The 20,405-nt window shown below is 47.8% G+C and carries 15 protein-coding genes and 1 riboswitch; of the genes, 13 read left to right on the top strand and 2 right to left on the bottom strand.

Annotated elements, in window-relative coordinates; translation table 11 throughout:
- The first annotated feature begins 83 nt into the window (after nt 1-83).
- The 5 genes from V6C11_RS14160 to V6C11_RS14140 all read left to right on the top strand — a co-directional run bounded on the left by V6C11_RS14160 (nt 84) and on the right by V6C11_RS14140 (nt 6,359).
- A complete protein-coding gene (locus V6C11_RS14160; RefSeq protein WP_333531847.1) occupies nt 84-2,030 on the top strand; it encodes a DUF5693 family protein in 1,947 nt (648 codons plus the stop codon).
- The gene (gene csaB / locus V6C11_RS14155; RefSeq protein ID WP_333531846.1) at nt 2,023-3,159 is read left to right on the top strand and encodes a polysaccharide pyruvyl transferase CsaB; all 1,137 of its coding nucleotides are present in this window, start codon (nt 2,023-2,025) and stop codon (nt 3,157-3,159) included. Before V6C11_RS14160 ends, csaB begins: the two co-directional genes overlap by 8 nt.
- A gap of 22 nt (nt 3,160-3,181) precedes the next feature.
- A complete protein-coding gene (locus V6C11_RS14150; RefSeq protein WP_333531845.1) occupies nt 3,182-4,615 on the top strand; it encodes a phosphodiester glycosidase family protein in 1,434 nt (477 codons plus the stop codon).
- The gene (locus tag V6C11_RS14145) at nt 4,608-5,660 is read left to right on the top strand and encodes a hypothetical protein (RefSeq protein WP_333531844.1); all 1,053 of its coding nucleotides are present in this window, start codon (nt 4,608-4,610) and stop codon (nt 5,658-5,660) included. Before V6C11_RS14150 ends, V6C11_RS14145 begins: the two co-directional genes overlap by 8 nt.
- Nucleotides 5,661-5,807: 147 nt before the next feature.
- Nucleotides 5,808-6,359, top strand: a complete 552-nt coding sequence (locus V6C11_RS14140; RefSeq protein WP_333531843.1) for a hypothetical protein — start codon at nt 5,808-5,810, stop codon at nt 6,357-6,359.
- Between the two features lie 154 nt (nt 6,360-6,513).
- On the opposite strand, the gene V6C11_RS14135 is transcribed toward V6C11_RS14140, so the two are convergent.
- Nucleotides 6,514-8,190, bottom strand: a complete 1,677-nt coding sequence (locus V6C11_RS14135) for an FAD-dependent oxidoreductase (protein ID WP_333531842.1) — start codon at nt 8,188-8,190, stop codon at nt 6,514-6,516.
- 343 nt (nt 8,191-8,533) lie between these two features.
- On the opposite strand from V6C11_RS14135, the gene fabZ reads away from it, so the two are divergent.
- The 7 genes from fabZ to metK all read left to right on the top strand — a co-directional run bounded on the left by fabZ (nt 8,534) and on the right by metK (nt 18,960).
- A complete protein-coding gene (gene fabZ / locus V6C11_RS14130) occupies nt 8,534-8,962 on the top strand; it encodes a 3-hydroxyacyl-ACP dehydratase FabZ (RefSeq protein WP_333531841.1) in 429 nt (142 codons plus the stop codon).
- A gap of 203 nt (nt 8,963-9,165) precedes the next feature.
- The gene (locus tag V6C11_RS14125) at nt 9,166-10,236 is read left to right on the top strand and encodes an MraY family glycosyltransferase (RefSeq protein WP_333531864.1); all 1,071 of its coding nucleotides are present in this window, start codon (nt 9,166-9,168) and stop codon (nt 10,234-10,236) included.
- A 435-nt stretch (nt 10,237-10,671) separates the two neighbouring features.
- Nucleotides 10,672-12,135, top strand: coding sequence for a phosphoglucomutase/phosphomannomutase family protein (locus V6C11_RS14120; RefSeq protein WP_333531840.1), 1,464 nt, complete (start codon nt 10,672-10,674; stop codon nt 12,133-12,135).
- A gap of 133 nt (nt 12,136-12,268) precedes the next feature.
- A complete protein-coding gene (locus V6C11_RS14115) occupies nt 12,269-15,313 on the top strand; it encodes a S8 family serine peptidase (RefSeq protein ID WP_333531839.1) in 3,045 nt (1,014 codons plus the stop codon).
- Nucleotides 15,314-15,554: 241 nt separating this feature from the next.
- Nucleotides 15,555-17,126 carry a murein biosynthesis integral membrane protein MurJ gene (gene murJ / locus V6C11_RS14110; protein WP_333531838.1) on the top strand — a complete coding sequence of 524 codons (1,572 nt, stop codon included), beginning with the start codon at nt 15,555-15,557 and terminating at the stop codon, nt 17,124-17,126.
- A gap of 55 nt (nt 17,127-17,181) precedes the next feature.
- Complete coding sequence (locus V6C11_RS14105) at nt 17,182-17,457, top strand: YlmC/YmxH family sporulation protein (protein WP_333531837.1); 276 nt, start codon at nt 17,182-17,184, stop codon at nt 17,455-17,457.
- 116 nt (nt 17,458-17,573) lie between these two features.
- Nucleotides 17,574-17,671, top strand: a riboswitch (SAM riboswitch).
- A 95-nt stretch (nt 17,672-17,766) separates the two neighbouring features.
- Nucleotides 17,767-18,960: a methionine adenosyltransferase gene (metK, locus tag V6C11_RS14100; RefSeq protein WP_333531836.1), complete on the top strand. Its 1,194-nt coding sequence runs from the start codon at nt 17,767-17,769 to the stop codon at nt 18,958-18,960.
- Between the two features lie 110 nt (nt 18,961-19,070).
- Here metK and V6C11_RS14095 read toward each other — a convergent pair whose 3' ends face one another.
- Nucleotides 19,071-19,535, bottom strand: coding sequence for a helix-turn-helix domain-containing protein (locus tag V6C11_RS14095; protein WP_333531835.1), 465 nt, complete (start codon nt 19,533-19,535; stop codon nt 19,071-19,073).
- Nucleotides 19,536-19,676: 141 nt separating this feature from the next.
- Between V6C11_RS14095 and V6C11_RS14090 the strand changes: the two genes are divergently transcribed.
- On the top strand, nt 19,677-20,405 hold the full coding sequence (locus V6C11_RS14090; protein ID WP_333531834.1) for a two-component system sensor histidine kinase NtrB: 729 nt from the start codon (nt 19,677-19,679) through the stop codon (nt 20,403-20,405).

Genomic DNA, 20,405 nt, shown 5'->3' with positions numbered 1-20,405 from the left:
CAGAAGAGGGTAAAGAATTTGCTGCATTAGCCCCACAGGGGTATAATAAATGGGGAATTTTGTCATGGAAGGGAGATCATACTTTGGCTAAATGGTTTAAATATAGCCTATGGGCAGTGCTGGTGGTGGCTGTCTTGGCGGCGGCCCACGTAGCCTTCTGGCAGAGATATATGGTGGAAAAGGATTTTGACCAGGTTGAACTAGCAGTAAACTATGAGGAAATCAATAGTATTGCCAGCTACAGAGGGCTTAGTCCTGTAGAGGGGCTTAAGGAATTTAAAAAGCATGGTGTCACGGCAGTAGTTTTACGTGAAAATGTTTTGGCTGATTTAGAGTCTAGCGGCTTGGTCGAGATCTACTCTGGTCAGGCCCTGCTAACCAGACCCCAAACGGAAACACCGCCTTGGTTAAAGGAACTGACCCAATCTACCACAATTAGAAGAGAGTATACCTATCTTCTGGTCTTTAATCAGCAGACCTTCAATCAAATATTTCCTCAGATGAAGGCAAAGCTAGGAAATGTAAACTCCTATAATATCGAAGCAGGTACCTACATTATTGAAACCTCCTTACCGTATATACAAATGAAGGGTACTTTATCTGACCTTGGTTTGGGTTTTACCGATACCTCCCTACAGGATGTACGGCAAGCGGGACTGAGACCCATTTTACAAATCCGTACCTGGCAGGGGGTAACCCAACGAAGTATTCAGGAAGCATTTGCGCTTTACCGTGATATTTCTGGTACTTCAGCCGTCATGTTTAATGATGATACGTTACCGGCCTACCCGGATAAAGTTTTAATGAGTGTTTTGGCAGAAGAGATTAGAAATATGAATGCCCCCCTGGTAAAAGTGGAGTTCTTCTCCCAAAGGGGTCTCGATCAGCTGGGTATGCTGCTGGACAAGCAGGTTGTTCGACTCCATACCGTATCGCCGGAAGAAATAAAGAAATCCTCTCCGGGGGAAGCAGTGGACCGTTTTGGTTTAGCGGCGGCGGAGAGAAATCACCGTATTCTATATGTTCGCCCCTACTTTACCTCTGGGGATGTTTTCCAGAAGAACTTGGATTACATTGATGGTATTACCAAACGATTGGACAAGGAAGGACTTACCGTAGGTCCCATGTCTATATTGCCACCTATTCCGGTAAATCAAAGTCTCATAATATTGATCGGTTTTGGTGTTATTGCCGGGGGACTACTGCTTTTAGCTAGCTTTAAGTCAGGCAAGTGGATACCCTGGATAGGCCTATTGGCTGTGCTTGTCTGGGTTACCCTTACTTATCTTGATTCGGGTATGGCCAGAAAACTAGTGGCCCTGGCAGCGGTGATCGTTTTCCCAGCCCTGTCACTAATTAAAAATGTTCGCCCCGAGGGGCATACCCCTGCGGCGGCAGTAGGTGCTTTTCTGCGTATTTCCTTGTTCTCTTTATTGGGGGCCCTGTTTATGGTGGGACTGTTGGCTGGGGCTGGATTTATGCTGAAACTGGATCAGTTTATCGGGGTCAAGGTAGCCCATGTGGTACCGCTGCTGATGGTGCTGCTGTTTTTCTCCCTGTTAGTTACCCAGGGCAGGGGTTTGCCCGAGAAGATCAAAAACATGCTCAATCACCCCCTCCAATTGGGGATTGCCTTGGCCGCGGGGGTCATGGCGGTTGCTGTGATCATCTATGTGGCTAGGACGGGCAACGAGGGTATGGCAGTCAGTGGTTTGGAATTAAAATTCCGCAGTCTCTTGGATTATCTTTTGGGAGTACGGCCCAGAACGAAAGAATTTTTACTGGGGCACCCAGCTCTGCTGCTGGTTTTATTGTTTGGCTACCGTAATAATTGGTTTCTGCCCCTGCTGTTACTGGGTACCATCGGGCAGGCATCTTTGGTCAATACCTTTGCCCATATTCACACTCCTCTTATGGTATCCTTGCTGCGGGCCTTCCATGGTATCTGGCTGGGAATTATCCTTGGGCTGGTGGTGTTCCTTTTGATGAAACTGGTAGTTCGCTATGGGAGAGGGTATTGGCATGGCTAAAGTTGTGATCTCCGGTTACTACGGCTTTGACAACCTGGGGGATGAGGCAGTGCTGTTCAGCATCCTAAAAACCCTGCGGGAGCTGCGCCTTGGCTTAAGAATTGAGGTATTGTCCAATAAACCTGGTCAAACCGAAGACATTTACAAGGTTTCTGCCAGCGATCGCTGGCAGCTTCGGGAGGTTTATGGTGCCCTTAAGGATGCCGATATGCTAATCAGCGGCGGTGGTAGTCTTTTACAAGACGTGACAGGCTTGAAAAGCCTGATCTATTACCTGGGAGTGATCTGGCTGGCCCAGCGCATGGGAAAACCAGTTTTCTTTTACGCCCAGGGCATTGGCCCGGTCAATACACCCTTTGGCAGGTTTCTTATGCGCTTAGTTGTTAATAGCGTCAATTTCATTACGGTGCGGGATGAATCCTCTCGAGAGGATCTGGCAGGCATGAAAATTAACCGCCCCCGGATCGAAGTCACCGCAGACCCGGTTCTTGGTTTAGAGGAAAAGTATGTAGACAAAAAAATTGGTCAGGAAATCTTGGGGCAAACTGGCCTTGATTTATCCATTGAAAAAAGAATGGTGGGTATTTCGGTTCGGCAATGGCAGGAACGGGTGGACTATAAAAAAGTGGTGGCAGAGCTGGGTGATAAGCTCTCTCGGCTGGGCTACCAGGTTGTTTTTTTACCCATGCATTACCCGGATGATTTGAAAACCTCCCAGGAAACTGCGGCTCTGATGGAACAACCGGCAGTCGTTTTGGAAGGCCATTATTCTGTGGTAGAAATGGCTAGCCTAATTGCCAATATGGATTTATTGGTTGGCATGAGATTGCATGCCTTGATTCTAGCCGCTGTGATGCATGTGCCGCCGGTGGCCATTTCCTATGACCCTAAAATTGATCGGTTTATGGGCCTGCTGGGCAGAACCGCTGCCACACCCGTGGATAAACCAGAATTTGCAGATCTCTGGGCTGCTGTGGACGAGGTTATCTCGGACCCCTGGTTGGTGCGGGAAGAACTGATCCAGGAGATAGAACCACTGCGTCAAAGGGCCCAGGCCAGTGCTTCACTGGCGATCCAGGTTTTAGAAAAATCCTTAAAGAAAGATGAACCGGCAGCAAAATATCTCTAGGTTTTACAACGGAGGTTTATTGATGAATAGAAAACTTATTTTTATGGTACTGTGCCTGAGTATCTTCTGGGCCATGCCAGCCTGGGCCGCAGATAAGTTGGCTCCAGGCGTAAAATACTGGACTTTTGAAAAAACCAATTGGGAGGGCCAGCCCATTCAGGGCTATGTCCTGGAAGTGGATCCCGGTGTTAAGAATACGGAAATTCGTCCTGTCATGGGCAACGAGATCATTGGTCAAAAGGAAGTTCTCAGCAAAATGGCCCAGCGCACCGGAGCCATTGCGGCGGTGAACGGCGGTTTTTTTGATGTGGCCACTGGGGTGCCCACGGGGAATCTGTTTATTGACGGCAAGCCAGAGTACATATCGGATATTTTGCGGGCCTCCTTTGGCCTTAACCGTGGTGGTGCTGTTAAGATAGGTTATCTTAATCCTAAAATGCAGGTGGAGCTAGCAGGTCTTGGTCAGTTGGATGTAAAGGGTATCAATGTGCCTGCTGTTAGCGACGGCATGGTTTTATATAGCAGCAACTGGGGCAAGGAAATCTATGCCGGGACAGCACTGGTATTGGAACCTGTCCAGGGTGGCTTGAAGGCCTACCCAGCAGCAGGTAGTGTGAAGGCTCCCCCTGGGGGCTATGTGTTGGCTGGTTGGGGAAGTTTGGGCAGTCAATTGGCCAATGTCTCTGACGGGGCAAAGGCGAAGGTTATTACCGAAATGCCTGTGGACTGGAAAAGTTTAACCCATGTCCTGTCAGCCGGCCCGCTGCTGGTGGAAGGGGGCTTGCCCGTGGAGCAGGCGGTCAATGAAGGTTTATGGGGCAGTCTGCTAAAACCTGCACCGAGGACTGCCTTTGGGGTTAACGCCCAGGGTAAATTTTTACTGGTTATCGTTGACGGCAGGCAGGAAACCAGTGCCGGGGTGACCTTGGAAGAATTAGCCTATCTAATGGTGGATTTAGGGGTTGTACAGGCCGTCGGTCTTGATGGCGGTGGCTCCAGTGAAATGTGGGTGCAGGGAAAGATTGTCAACAACCCCTCGGAAAAGCTGGAACGTCCCTTGGCCAATGGCCTCATGATCATACAACAGATGCCGGTTTATGTTGATTACCAGCGTCTATATTTGGATGTGGCACCGGCCCTGGAAAATGGCAGAACCCTGGTGCCCATGCGCAAGATCTTTGAACGGCTGGGAGCGGCTGTTGATTGGCATGCTGAGACAAAAACAGTTACAGCCACGAAGGGAGACGTAAAATTAGAGCTGACCCTTGGCAAAACAAATGCTGTGGTCAACGGTGAAACCCGTCAATTAGATGTACCGGCCAAGGTTATCGACGGCAGAACCATGGTACCCATGCGTTTTGTGGCAGAGACCCTAGGTGCTAAGGTAGATTATGTGACCAATGATGGGCCGGCAGTGCATATTTACAGCCAGGCGGGAGGGACAGCCCATGAATAAAAGAACAGGCTTGATAATAGGGTTATTTTGTCTTCTATTGAGTACCACTCCTGTCTTTGCTAATACAGAGACTCTACCGGAAATGCAGCAATTAATAAATCAGCAGGCAGAGCAAACCCTGGTAGAGCAACCACCCAGCTTGGCCCTGGACCATATAGCTGACATTACCTACAATCTAGCCAGGGATGTGCATAAACTGGCCAACGGTAATTTACTAATCTGCCGGGTAGGTGCCTGGATGCCCGGCATTATGGAAGTGGATCAGCAGGGTAAAGTGGTTTGGTCCTACTACGGCATCCAAGCCAACAGTGCCAGGGGCCTAGCCGACGGCAACATTCTTGTGGCAGACTCCGGTGCCCCAGGGGCACCCTATGTTCCGCGAGTTGTGGAATTGACCCGTGATGGCAAGGAGGTTTGGGAATATACCGTATCTTCCCTGGCCCAGGCACCCCGTTATGCGGAAAGATTGGCCAACGGCAATACACTGCTGGTGCTTCCCTTTGAAATCCGGGAAGTGACACCCCAGAAGAAGACTGTTTGGCAGTACGGTTTGGGTAAACCAGCCAAACCAGACCAAGCCGGGGCCTTGCTAAGACCCGTGCGGGCCCACCGGTTAGGGAATGGCAATACCTTGATCGTGGACCGGGGAACCCACAAGAACGGCAAGGTTCTTGAAGTTACCCCGGACAAAAAGATAGTCTGGCAGCTGCGGGCTGAGGCAAAACCCACTGCCAATGCCGAGGAACAAAAGCTGCCTGTCCTAGTGGAACCCCTGGATGCATTGCGCCTGGCCGATGGTTCCACCCTGGTGACAGATAAGAAGCAGGACCTACTCTTCACAGTGGATGCCCAGGGCCAAATCCAGCAGACCAAATCCTGGGCCGGTCTCTACAAATCTGCCCCAGTAACCGACCTATGGTCCGCCGAGCCCCTGGCAGAGGGCAATGTGGCCATTGCTGCCACCATGACCAGCGGCAGGAGCAGAACAGCAGAGATTATAGGGGAAACGATGAAGGTTGTGTGGCAGAACGGGCAAGAAAAATAGTTTATCAAGAACGGTTCTGGCAAATGGGCCAGAACCGTTTCAGTTGTTTAAAATACAAATGGTTCCAGAGTTGAAAGTATCTGCTTAAAGGATAATGACCAAGGTTGTTGAAACTGTAATTGTACAACATAAGGAGGGATTTTGGGTTTGAAAAAGAAAGTACTGTTGTTGCTGAGTTTGTTAATGGTAGTTAGTTTATTTTTCAGCGGCTGTGGCGAATCCAAAGCGAAGGTGGAAGTTAAAACACCGGAAGAAGCAGCTAGAATGGAAGGCGATCCGGTTCAAAACCTAACCATCAAGGAAAAGGAATGGCTGGCCCGCTTGGATACTGTACGGGAGGAGATCAGCAAGTCTTACACCGGTTGGGAGCAGGGTACCGTTACAAAAGAGGACTTTATGAAGCAATTAAACAAGAGTATGGACGCTGTCAAGCAAATAAGGAAAGATTATGATTTGCATACGGAAGTTAATGCCATGCCCAATGAAAATGAAGAGGTTTACAAAAACAGCTTAGCCTATGGCAAAAAACTTCGTACCAATGTAAATAATTTTATTTTTATGGCCACAGAGGGCATTCTGGATGCAGAAACCAACAAACTCAGGTCACTTAATGATGAACAAATCAAGGATGTCTATGGGAGGTACATGATCGAAAAATACGATGAATACAAAGCCAAACTTCAACCAGCCCTAAAGTAGTAGAGTTTTCAAAATGTACCAGCCTAAACATAAAGTAACAATCCCCTGACATCCTAAGCTAGCGAAGGAGGTCAGGGGATTGTCCTTTATGCCCCAGGGGGCACCATCAGCAGATGATATAGATAGCGGTCTAAGACCAAGGCTCATGGCCCATTTATTTATCCAACCTTGCCCCAAACTGTGTTAACTTCTTTTGGACCCATGCAATATCCTCTTGGCTAAATTCCCTGGGGTATTTCTTCGCGGAGAGAGACCGAACAGCAGCAACTCCGGCTGCATCCCCCAGTACAGCTAAATTTGGCAATACCCTTAGCTCCGCCCAGGCAAAGGAAGAGATACTGGAGGCATAGCCGGGAACCAATAGGTTATTTGTTTTTTCCGGCAGTAAAGCCTCAAAGGGCAGATACACAGGATTTATCGGTTCGCCGCCGGACGCCCGCCAATCTGGCCGGAGGTGTTTGGTTACCGGCCAGTCGTAAACACCGGAGGCCTTAAGATCCTCTGCCACAAAGGCATTAATGTCCATCATGTAATACCCCAAACCAACCCGATGCTGATAATTGCCTTGATCCAGGCCGTTACCATAAGTCCCAGCCCCTTGGGCCTCCTTGGTGCTTATAGCAAAGTTAGTATTTTCCGTACCCAGGCTGGGTTTATTCGATATGGGGCTATGCACAGATTCACGGATATACATTACCTGACCAACCACTGGCTGATGGTCTTTATCCAGCACGATCTCAGCGTCACCAAAGCCGTACCATTGCCCAGTGGCAGGATCTTGCACTTTAAACTGACGCAGGACTTGTATAAAATCTGCTTCCTTTAAGAATCCCCGGGCCTTTGACCAGGCTTGGTCCGTGTTGAGGTGTCTAACCGGAGTATCCTTGGGGTAATTTTCTGTTTCCCTATCCCTGGCCTGGGCTTGGGCTTCTACATCGAATACCAGCAGGCAGTTAACCCACCAAACATCACTGTCTTTGCCGTTCATTGCTGCATTAATGGGTTTAATGGCAAAACCCTGGGAACCATACTTTTCATTAAAGGAGATCACCTCTGGGTCATTGCTAAAGGCCTGTTTACCTCCAGCCAACCCCCAGCTGCCCTGCTTATCACGTACAAATTCCCAATCCTGTATTCTTGTTGGTTTTGCAGGGGGCTTAACGCCCTTTACTTGAAACATTAAAGTGGCAGCCTGCTGCCGCGTGGCAGTTCCCCTTTCGTCCGGGGGCAGATATTCTTCCGGCCAATCACCTCTACCCACACTTAGCTGATTATCAGAGAGCCTGGTTAATCGCCCATCCACCGAAGCATCGATAAACACTTGGCCGGCAATTTTTTTCTCTTGGTCACCCCAGTCTACAACACCCTGATCATTTCTGGAAATAGGCTTGAGAGTAATTTCCCTTATCTCATCGCCTTTTAATTTTAAATCAAACAGGTCATAACCATAGAGTATCGTTATATTGGGAAATTGACTTAGATCTTCCTGAATAATTTGAGCCATGCGCTGGTTGTTGTAGAATTGCCCAGCCTTACTATACCACCTGCCAAAGGAGCCCTGAGTGACCAACTGACCCTTCCACAACCGAATATCAGTAAAATTTTGCCCCCCCACGGTACCAATACTTCCTAACTCCTGCACAGGCTCACTTACCACCAGCAAGATTTTCCTATCCGGTGCCGCCGCCGCAGCACTCCGGGCCGCCGCACACCCATCAAACCCACCCCCCAAAATAACAACATCCTGCCGCTGAGGCTGACCATAGCTAAAGAAACCATAGCCCAAAACACCCAACAAAATAATTAATAATCCTACAATACCCTTTCTCACCCAATAACCCCCTGTTTAGTCATTAGTTAGGACTCAAGGGGACGGTTCTCTTGAGTCCCTCAAGCGCTTTAAGAAAGAATGAAAATTGATGTCATCCTGAGCGTTAGAGAAGGATCTTGAAGATAGCCTTTCGATGATGGAAAAGGTCCTTGCTAACGCTCAGGATAACATAGATAGGTTTTTAAAGCTCAAGGCTCACGGCCCAGAGTAGTGGCTTAGTCGACAGTTGACATCCTATACGAGTTACAACTGTGGCGATAAGCGAAAAATTTGCACTTTCCGGAAGGAACCACTATAATAATGCCGAAACACTACGTATATACATAAAAATTGGAGGTTTACCATGCTTGATATAAATGCTATCCAACAAATTCTACCACATCGTTACCCATTCCTGTTAGTAGATCGCATTTTGGAAATGGAGGAAGGTAAAAGAATTGTCGGCATTAAGAATGTTACTGCCAACGAAAGTTTTTTCCAAGGCCATTTTCCTGGTTACCCAGTCATGCCTGGGGTACTGATCATTGAGGCCATGGCCCAGGTAGGTGCCGTAGCTATTCTTAGTATGCCTGCCTATGCCGGACGGATTGCTTTGTTTGCTGGGATTGACAAGGCCCGTTTCCGCCGTCAGGTGGTTCCTGGAGATACACTAAAAATAGAAGTGGAAGTATTAAAGCTGCGGGGTACCATTGGCAAAAGCATGGCCCGAGCCTATGTTGGTGAAGAACTGGCAGTTGAAGCGGAGCTTATGTTTGCTATTAATCAGAAATAAAAAGAATAACCTAGAAATCAGCATCTATATTCAGATTTATGACCCTGATGCTCGAACTTAAAGGTTTCCTGTAATTATTTAGAAAAGAAAGTTAAATTTGTTCCTGTACAGCTTGTACCGTCTGGGTTAGAATTATAAGGATTTATATAAAATGTTTCATGCAGGTTAACTTGGAGGGATAAACGTTGTTAAATTCATTACCCATGGCTTTTCTGCTTGCCCTGGGGATTGCTTTATTGATTACTCCAGGGGTTCGAAAAGCTGCTTTTAAAATTGGTGCCATTGATAAGCCCGATCCTCGGAAGGTACACGCCAAGATTATGCCCCGTATGGGTGGCTTGGCTGTGTTCATTGCCTTTGCCTTAACCGTGTTGTTAACGCAACAGTTAAATGATCGCTTAATTGGTTTGCTAGTTGGCGGGTTTTTAATTGTTCTGCTCGGTATTTTAGATGATACCAGGGGATTACCGGCCAAGGTTAAATTGCTTGGACAAATTGCCGCCGCCGCCGCTGTGATTCCCTTTGGCATACAGGTGGAGTTTATCACCAACCCACTTAACGGTCAAATGATTCATTTGGGGCTATGGGGTATACCAGTAACCATCTTTTGGATTATCTCAGTTACCAATGCCGTTAATTTAATTGATGGCCTAGATGGCTTAGCCGGAGGCACCTCTTTTATCGCTGCCCTAACACTGGCTGCTGTAACCGCTGTAACCTGGCAACAAGCCAATCTCTCGGGCGGCATAGGGATGCAAGTGGTGGCCTTGGCATTAATTCTGGCAGCCTCCATTCTAGGCTTTTTGCGGTATAATTTCTATCCGGCCAAAATCTTTTTGGGCGATACCGGATCCATGTTTCTTGGGTATGCTCTAAGTACCCTGGCTGTGATGGGTGTGGCCAAAGCTGCCACCGCTATCTCTGTCATTGTACCCATGGTCATTATGGGTCTTCCCCTGCTGGATGTACTGTTTGCCATACTGCGCCGCTATAAAAGTCATCGGCCGATTTTTGAACCGGATAAGGAACACCTGCACCACCGCATGATGGCCCTGGGACTGTCTCATAAACAAACTGTTTTAGCCATCTATGCCGTTAACTTACTGTTGGGTATCAGCGCCTTTTTACTGACAGTAATGACCACCAGTCAGGCAGTACTGCTGCTTCTTATCTTGACCGTAGTCATTATAGTTGCAGCCAACAAAATAGGTGTAATCGGCAAAACACCCGTTACCGTAGCCCAAAATTTACAACAGCGGTCCTCTAAAATGTAGGGCCGCTGTTTTATTTTAGCTGTTAGCCATTAGCTTATGGGTAGCAGCAGCAGCTTACCTGAAAAGGACCATGGGCTTTGGGAAGGGTTTGCTCTCATGCAAAAAACAAAAACAGAGGGCCGATCAGTCAGCCCTCCGTTTTACTTCCCCTTAGACGCTTTTTTATTCTTACATTCACTCAAATAATGCTCCAACGCCTTTTTCCTGGCATCCAATGCTTTTATATCAACAGCCTTTGCCATACTTATCAATCCCCTTAAAATATTCCTAGCTGGGGCTAATAGCTAACGACTAACAGCCATTTTCCCTAACTAAGGATAGTATCTCCCAAAATGTGACATTATAAACCTTGCCTAATCTGGTATAATATGCATAATCGAGTTGGAAGAAACATAAAATAAAATCTGTGTGAATTTGTTATCGGGAGGGGATACCATGAGTCACAAAATTTCCTTTGGGACAGACGGTTGGCGGGGTATTATTGCCAAGGACTTTACCTTTGATAACGTCAAGTTGGTGGCCCGGGCTGTGGCCGCTTATATAAATGAAGAGGGCATTGGGAAAAGAGGCATCGTCATTGGGCGGGATAATCGATTCCTGGCCGAGGAATTTGCCGAAACAGTTGCCCGGGAGTTTAATCAGCAGGGTATTCCTGTGTATATGTGCTGTGGGGCTACCCCCACTCCGGTGACCGCCTATGCCATAAAGCTTCACCAGGCTGCAGGGGCTGTCATGCTGACAGCCAGTCACAACCCGCCACCTTACAATGGGTTTAAATTTATTCCGGAAACTGCCGGACCTGCCCTGCCCCATATAACTAAAAAAATTGAGGAAAACATAGCCAAGCTGCAGGCCGGGGAGCCCTGTGATATCTACGGCTTAATTCCGCCAGAGGGACGCTATGGCAACTTGGTGGGGGAAGAAATATATGCCGCTTGCAGCTGCACCATGGAAAAACCCTTTGATCAATATGTGGAGCATATTGCCAAAATCATTGACCTTGAGACCATTGGCAAAGCGGATTTAAAGATAATAATTGACCCGATGTACGGGGCTGGTATTGGCTATCTGGAACATATTTTAGGCAATGCCGATGCCGAGGTAGAGGTATTCCACAACCAACGGGATCCCCTCTTTGGTGGCACCTTACCAGAACCTACGGGTAAATCCCTGGAGGAATTAAAACAGCGGGTTATCACTGGCAAAGCCAACCTGGGCTTGGCACTGGATGGGGATGCGGACCGTTTTGGCATCATTGATGCCAACGGGGAGTATATTACCCCCAACCAATTTCTACCTCTGCTCTATTATCATCTGCTTGCCGTTAAGAGGTGGCGTGGACCAGTGGCCAGAACAGTTGCCACGACCCATTTGTTAGATCGCATAGCCAATAAGTATAGCCAACAGGTTCATGAATCTCCGGTGGGCTTTAAGTACATTGGGCAAAACCTTTTAGAGAAGGAATGCATCCTTGGTGGAGAGGAAAGCGGCGGTTTGTCCATCAAGGGTCATATACCAGAGAAGGATGGCATCTTGGCAGGCCTATTGGCCGCAGAGATGGTGGCCCACCATGGCAAGGGTCTAACGGAACTGTTGTCACAAATTTACGAAGAATTCGGCAGGCTTTATAGTGAGCGGCTGGATATTCATACCACACCGGAACTCAAGGAAACCATCTTAGAACAGTTAAAGGAATTTTGTCCCACCGAACTGGATGGGCAAAAAATTGTCGATAAAATAACCTTGGACGGGGTAAAGTTGGTGCTCGCCGATGGTGCCTGGGTCCTAATCCGTCCCTCTGGCACAGAACCACTATTTCGGATTTACACAGAGGCAAATAGCCTGGAACAGAAGGAAAAACTGCAACAAGAGGTTAAATCTTTGTTAAAATTGAGTTAGTCTTATTTGGCTAAATGAAAAAACCTAACAAAGCGGCTTTAAGTATAGAAAAAAATAAAGGAATTTGTTAGGGTGCTGTCGAAAATCTTTCGATGGTACCTTTTTTTTGTGCTTTTTTTGGTGAGGTGATAAATTGTATTTCATTCTAAACCAGGGCAAACACCGGACTTTGATTCGTTTTATTGTTTTCTTAATCATACTCCTAATGCTGCCCTGGCCAGTCTGGGCCGAGGCAGCGGGCACCTATCACCTGGAAAACAACCTGGCCGCGGGTGTTATGGGAGTGCCAGCCCTCTGGGCACTGCAGGGTAGGAATAGCACGGGGCTTACGGGCAAAGGACAGGTAATTGCCGTGGCAGATTCCGGGCTGGATGCGGGAAAACAGGAAAGCCTGCACCAGGATATCAAAGAGCGTTTGGTGGGGGTCAAGGATTTCAGTGGTGATGGCTGGCGGGACCCCAACGGGCATGGCACCCATGTTGCTGGCAGTATTGTAGGTTCGGGGGCTAAATCTCAGGGTGCCATCAAGGGTATTGCCCCAGAAGCGGGCTTGTATTTTCAAGCCACCTACAATGAAAAGGATAAAACCTTGCACATTCCGTCGGTTTATGAACTTCTATTAGATGCCTATAAGGCACCGGGACAACCAAGGATCCATGTCAATAGCTGGGGGGCCAGCTTCAGCGACGGTGTTTATGATTGGGATACCTACAGTCTAGATAAATTTGTTTGGGAGCACCCAGACATGGTGGTTCTCAAATCTGCAGGGAATGGCAATAAAACCAGTAAACCCTATGTGAGTTCTCCGGGGGCGGCTAAAAATGCGATCACGGTGGGATCCACCGAAGGAATCCGCAATGTGGATACCACGTCGGACAACCCGGACCAGGTAGCAGGCTTTAGCAGTCGGGGCACCCTGGATGGGCGTATTAAACCGGAGGTTTTGGCACCGGGAACCTGGATCTTATCCACCAGGAAAAGCCAATCAGGACCGGAGGACAACTACATCGGTATTTACAACCAAAACTATAGTTATATGAGCGGCACCAGCATGTCCACTGCCCTGACCGCTGGTTCTTTAGCCCTGCTGCGGCAATACCTAGTACAGCAGGGGCAAGCTCCCAGTGCCGCCAGGATCAAGGCACTGCTGATCTTCGGTACGCGTTGGCTGAAGGGGGTATCGGCAAATGATCAAGGTTTTGGCAGGGTGAATATCGAGCGAACGTTGATTGCCCTGGAAAAGGCTGATCTTAAAAACCTGGAGGGACAAGGTCTAAGCACCGGCGAAAAAGCAACTTATACCTATACCGGCAATGGCAAACCAATGAAAGCGGTATTAGTCTATACCGATTACCCCAAAACCCCAGGGTTAGGTAAAGATCTAGTCAATGACCTAGACTTAAAGATTACTGGACCGGACGGCAAAGAAATATACTGGGGCAATGGCTATATCAATGGTGATCGATTAAATAATACCGAAGAGGTTATTATTGAACAAACCCAAAAGGGTGCGATCTATACACTGGAAGTCACAGCACAAAATGTTTCTAAAGGTCCACAACCCTTTGCATTGGTATACGGCACATTGCCCTCCCAGGGCACCTTAAAAGAAGTTAAAGACAAGCAGTTAAGCTTTACCGATGGCGAAAGCATAAAAGTAAGTTCCCAAACCAGTATAAGATTGGTGAGCAGTGATGAACAAAAAAATGTCAAACCCGAGGAAATCCCACCGGGGGCGGAATGCTACTTAACCTATAATGGAGAAGGTCAGGTTAGCCATATCGATGCGGTCTATGCGACTTTGACTAGTAAAGTCCAGTCCAAAGAAGGAAATAATCAACTGGTTATCCTTGATGGTACCCGCTGGAGTCTCTATGACGAAGCTAAAATCTATGTGGGGGAACATGAAATTCAATGGGCAGAACTACCTCTGGAGGCCGAGGTCCAGCTGACCATCAATCCAATCAATGGTAAAATATGGCGGATTGACATAAAGGAATTGCCCAAGGATTCACCTTATTTGGCATCAGCTCTTTCGGATCAAGAAGTCAAAACTGCCATACTGATATCCAAAAATACCGGCAAGGTGGCCCTAACGGCACCTATTGCTGATGGTGTCAAGGACAAGCCCCTGATTCTGGCCTTTGGAGCTGGGCTGGCCGCAGACCTTGTTGAAAATGGCCGACCGGTGGAAATGAAATTTCCTGGTCTGACGGTGGAAATACCCTTTACAGAATTTAAAAGGTTGATCAATGATCAAAGGGGAGCCCAATTGCAGATCAAGGTGTCCTTGTGGTCTGTGGGAGAACAGTCCCTGCCTGCCCAGGATGCCCATATGTATCTAAGGGCGGTGGGTAAACTAGTGGATATTCGTACAACCATTGTGTGGCCCGATGGTAACCAACTAACCATCAGTAATTCCATAAACCCGATTAAAATAACCATTACGTCACCCATTGGCTCCACCGCTGGTCTGGATATCAACAAGCTGGGATCGTACCGATTTAATGAAATGCTGCGTTATTGGGAATTTATCAGTACCGACTACAATCCGGATACCGGACAGGCAGTTTTTAGTACCAACCGCTTAGGGTCCTTTGCAATCCTAGAAGCCAGCCGAGTTTTTAACGACATAGCTAAGCATTGGGCCAGAAACGATATCGAAATTATGGCTGCCCGTCATGTGGTACGGGGTTTAACCCCCGACACCTTTGGACCCAATGAAACTGTGACCAGAGGTCAATTTACTGTCATGTTGGTGCGGGCCCTAGGTTTGACGGAAAGTGCTGGGGGAGTTAAGTTTAAAGACATTCCACTTAACTACTGGTGTGCCGATGCAGTGGGTGCCGCCGTGCAGATGGGCCTCGTGGCAGGCTACAGTAATGAGCTATTCGGCCCCAACGATCCCATCACCAGAGAGCAAATGGCGGCCATGCTGGTAAGGGCCATGCGTTTTAACAACAATAAGCCCTTACCCAGCGGAGATACTTTTTTAGCGCAGTTTACAGATGTCACCTCCGTCTCCCCCTGGGCTCAAAATTCTGTCTCCATCATTGTTCAAGAGGGCCTTATGCGGGGACAGGATAGCGGTAAATTCGCCCCCAAAGCCCTTACCACCAGAGCCGAAGCCGCCACGGTTATGGTGCGGTTGATCAATTATAAAGCAAATAATAAATAGCCATCAGCTTTTTTGGCTTAGGGTATCCCTTGGGGGTCGGTCATGGGCCATGGCACCACAAACAATGTTTCATCCTGAGCGATAGCGAAGGATCTTGAACAGGGGAGTGTCGCAATACTACTTTTCGGTAGCCAGCGACACCTCTTTTTTATTCCCCTGTTTGTCGAAGACTGCAGGATATGGGGAGGGGAAGTAGAATATACTACTCTTGTTGTATTTATGACGCGGGAGGTTTTATATTTTGTCCACTGGAAAGATGATTGCCCGGGCCACCCTGGTGGTGGCAGTCATAAACCTACTCTCACGGATTTTAGGATTTGTGCGGGAGCAGGTCATAGCCTATATGTTTGGTGCCACCAATGTTACCGATGCCTACGTGGTGGCTTACAATATTCCCAATGCGGTTTTCGCCATTGTCATTGGAGCATTGGCCACCGTTGTGGTACCTGTATTTAGCGAATATGCTGCCAAAGGTCAAAGGGAAGAGGCCTGGCGGCTCTTTAACACAGTGATTACCATGGTCATAATTATCTTCACCATCGTTACCGTTGGGGGCATCTTTGCCGCCCCCCTATTGGTTAAATTGACTGCCCCTGGCCTAAGCGCAGAAACCGCCAGTTTAGCCAGCCGCCTAACGGTAATTATGCTGCCAATTCTGGTATTTTATGGCCTATCCACCGTCTTCCAAGGGCTGCTCAATGCCAATCAGGTCTTCGGCATTCCTGCCCTTAGTGTCAGCGTGACCAACTTGACCATTATCATTTCTGCCCTGACCCTGGGTGGTATTTATGGTATTGATGGCTTAGCCGCCGGAACGGTCTTGGGTTTTGTGCTGGCGGCATTGATGCAGGTGCCCAAGCTGAAAAAAGTTGGTTTTAAGTTCCGCTTTACCTTGGATCGTCATCATCCCGGCGTCAAGAAGGTTCTCTATTTGGTTATGCCGGTGGCCATCGGAACCTCACTCAATCAGATTTACCTGATCATTGACCGGGTCTTGGCCTCAGGCCTGGCAGAAGGCAGTATTTCAGCCTTAAACTACGCCAACCGCATTATTCTAATGCCCATTACCTTTTTTGTCCTGGCCATTGGTACCGCCTTTTATCCAACCATTACCACCCTGGCAGCCCAGGGTAAACAACAGGAATTGGCGGAAACAGTGCTTCGGGCCATTCGCATGGTAATCCTCTTTGCCTTACCTGCCGGTGTGGGCCTGATGGTACTGGCTACCCCGGTAATTAAACTGCTCTTTGAACACGGCCAATTTGGCCCCAAGGCCACCGAAATGACAGCCATGGCCCTGTTTTTCTATGGCATCGGGCTGGTTGGACAGGCAGCCAACATTATCTTAACCAGGGCCTTTTATGCCCAGCAGGATACAAGAACACCGGTTAAATTAATGGCTGTCACGGTGGCAATAAACCTGGCCTTTAGTCTCTTGCTGATTGGTCCCTTGAAGCACGGCGGTTTGGCCCTGGCCAACTCCATTGCTTCCCTAATTAACACAGTGATGTTGACTTGGTTTCTTAATAAAAGGATTCCCGGCCTGTGGAATGCCAGTGCCCTAACTTTTCTCTGGCAAACTGCTTTAGCCACCACGGCCATGGCGGCTGTGGCCTGGGGTGTAAATGTCACCGGGGCTGGGGTCTTTGCTGCCTATGGAACATTGGGCTTGGCGGTTCAAGTGGGAGCGAGCATTGCGGCGGCCTTACTGGTCTTTGTATTAGCAGTTTTCCTATTGCGTATGGATGAGGCCAAGATGATCACCAGCTATGCGGGAAAATTTCTTAGCAAATTACGCACCTCCCGAGATTAAGTTGACGCACCAATGCATCTGTTAGCGCATAGCATAGGGCTAGGAGGTGCTAGCTATGATTAAAGCAACCCAGCTATCTGCTAAAGATGTTGTTAACTTAAAAGATGGAGCTAAACTGGGTCCGGTGAAGGACCTGCATATAGAACCGGAAACAGGCAGTGTAGTGGCCATTGTGCTGGAGGCTCCCCGACGCTATTTTGGCCTGGTAAGGTCTGGGCGGGATATGGTAATCCCCTGGAACCTAGTTAAAAAATTTGGTGTTGACACGGTGTTGGTGGATTTACAGCCCGTGGATAGTTCCCATACCGAAAATGGCAGCAATGAGCTTTAAACCATCACCTATGTCATTTTACGTTATCGCTTAGGATGACACTAGGTTTAATAGATTTTATTTGACACAATGTGTCTGCTTTGCTAAAATTAATCTGGCAATTTTGCTAATGTTCGTGCTCATCAAGAGAGGTGGAGGGACTGGCCCGATGAAACCCGGCAACCTCACGTAAGGTGCCAAGTCCTGCGGGAAGGTTATTCCTGACAGATGAGGTGATTGAGGAAGGCTGGGAAAATATAACCTCTCCGTTCCGGAGGGGTTTGTTTATTTTTGATGGGAGCGGGAAAAGTTATAGAGGGAGGTATTCCATTGAGCAGAAAACTTTTTACTTCTGAATCCGTAACTGAAGGCCATCCAGATAAAGTGGCCGACCAAATTTCGGATGCTATCTTAGATTCTATTCTGGCCAGAGATCCGCTGGCCCGGGTAGCCTGCGAAACCTTTGTCACTACCGGACTCGTGCTGGTGGGAGGAGAAATATCCTGCCAGTGCTATGTAGATATCCCCAAAGTTGTGCGGGAGACGGTTTTAGAAATTGGCTATACCCGTGCTAAATACGGTTTTGATGGGGACACCTGTGCAGTGCTAACTGCTATCGATGAACAATCCCCGGATATTGCCATGGGTGTAGACAAGGCCCTGGAAGCTAAAACAGGTGAAATAAGCGAGGCAGAAATTGAGGCCATTGGTGCCGGTGACCAAGGCATGATGTTTGGTTATGCCACCGATGAAACACCCGAATTAATGCCCCTGCCCATCTCCCTGGCCCACACCATAGCCCGTCGTTTGGCAGAGGTTCGTAAGTCTGGCCTGCTGGACTACTTACGTCCCGATGGTAAAACCCAGGTTACAGTGGAATACGAAGATGACAAACCTGCCCGGATTGACACAGTCGTCATTTCCACCCAACACCATCCAGAAGTTGAGCTGGAAACCATTCGGCAGGATATGATAGAAAAAGTAGCCCTACCTGTACTGCCGGCCGAATTAGTTGATGAGAAAACCCGTTTCCTGATCAACCCCACCGGCCGCTTCGTCATCGGCGGACCCCACGGCGATGCCGGTCTCACCGGGCGTAAAATTATTGTAGACACTTATGGCGGCAGGGCCCGTCACGGCGGCGGTGCTTTCTCCGGCAAAGATCCCACCAAGGTAGACCGCTCCGCAGCCTACGCTGCCCGTTACGTGGCCAAAAACGTAGTGGCTGCTGGTCTTGCCAAGAGATGCGAAGTACAACTGGCCTACGCCATCGGCGTAGCCCGTCCCGTATCTGTAAGGGTGCAAACCTTTGGGACCGGTGCAGTAAGCGACGAAGTTATCAGCGACCTAATCAACAAAAACTTCGACCTGCGTCCCGCTGGCATCATCAAATCCCTAGACCTCCGTCGCCCCATTTACAAACAAACCGCCGCTTACGGTCACTTCGGCCGTCTGGATCTCGACCTCCCTTGGGAGCGGACGGATAAGGCTGAGATTCTACGGGCAGAGGCTGGATTAAAATAGGATAGGTTTCATGTTAAAGCACTTCCTGTGTAAAGGGGGTGCTTTTTTCTAAGGAGATTGTCAATAAAAATTGGGACCGTACCCTAAAGGAGTCAAAAAGAGCACGGCGCCTAGGACGAAGTGCTCTTTTTCTTGTATTTTTCTTTTGTTTCTTGTACCAACATTTTATCTGTTTGATAGGAACTCTTGATTAAATTAAGGGTAGTACTCAAAGAAAGCAACCATTCTTCAATAACCTCATTTGAATAACCTTGGGTTTTAATGGTTTGGATTATTTTAATCAGTTTATGATTATTCCTATCAGAAACAAAGGACAGCATGTCCTCTGGTAAGGTGGGAGTAGTTGAATGAAGGGGAGTATTTCCTTGGTAGTCATCACTAAGCCCCAACAAATAATCAATACTGCAACCAAAAAACTGAGCTAGTTTTTTTAAAGTATCTGGGTCCGGCTGACGCTTTTCTGTCTCATAGAGGGCAATGGCCGACTTGCCAACATTTAATGCTTCGGCCAAAGTCTGCTGGGTAAGATTGTGACTTTCCCTTAACTCCCTCATTCTGTTTCTAAAAGTCCCCACATAATACACCTCGAATAAATTATAATCGGGGGTTTTTCTAATTCAAGCAAACCTTTCATAATGAAATCAAAATACTTGACAGTGTTTCGAAATGAAAATATGATTAAGTATTATTTACAAATTTTGGAGGGGACTTTGAGGATGACCATGAAGCGAATGATGGAAGAGCAGGTGGAGCATAACGACGCAATAAAACATAACAAACATTTAGAAAAAATAAAGTTAACAGGGGAACTGACTGCGGGCATTGCTCATGAAATTCGTAATCCCATGACCACTGTTCGAGGGCTGCTGCAATTTCTTATGAAAAAAAGGGAACACCCGGATTTGGAGACGGATTTTGGCATAATGATTAAGGAGCTGGATAGAGTAAATTTTATAATTACTGAGGCGCTTTTATTGGACCCAACAATTGTAGTGAATTTAAAATTACAGAATTTGAATGTTATCCTAAAAGAGCTGTCATCTCAAATTATAGCTAAGGCCAGAGATTTTAACTCAGACGTGGCCTTTGAGATGTGCGTAATACCGGACCTGTTTTTAAACAAGCAGGAAATTAGCAAGCTAATTTTGCAGCTGTCCCAAAATGGATTGGAAGCCATGCCAACTGGTGGAGTGTTAACGATAAAAACATTTATGCAGCATAGGGAGATTGTTTTAGCCATACAGGACCAAGGGATGTTCATTAAGCCGGAGGTGCTTGAAAGGATGGGAACACCCTTCTTTAGTACCAAAGACCAGGGCACCGGATTAGGGTTGGCCGTCTGTTACAGTATTGCTGCTAGGCATCATGCCTTTATTCAAGTAGAATCCGCTCCCACAGGAACCACTTTCCTGATCTATTTTCCCCTAGGACGTCAGATGAAGTGA

It is taken from the genome of Desulfotomaculum sp. 1211_IL3151, assembly GCF_036763075.1.
In the GTDB taxonomy this organism is placed as follows: domain Bacteria; phylum Bacillota; class Desulfotomaculia; order Desulfotomaculales; family Desulfotomaculaceae; genus Desulfotomaculum.
This window is presented reverse-complemented; position numbering and strand designations above follow the sequence as displayed.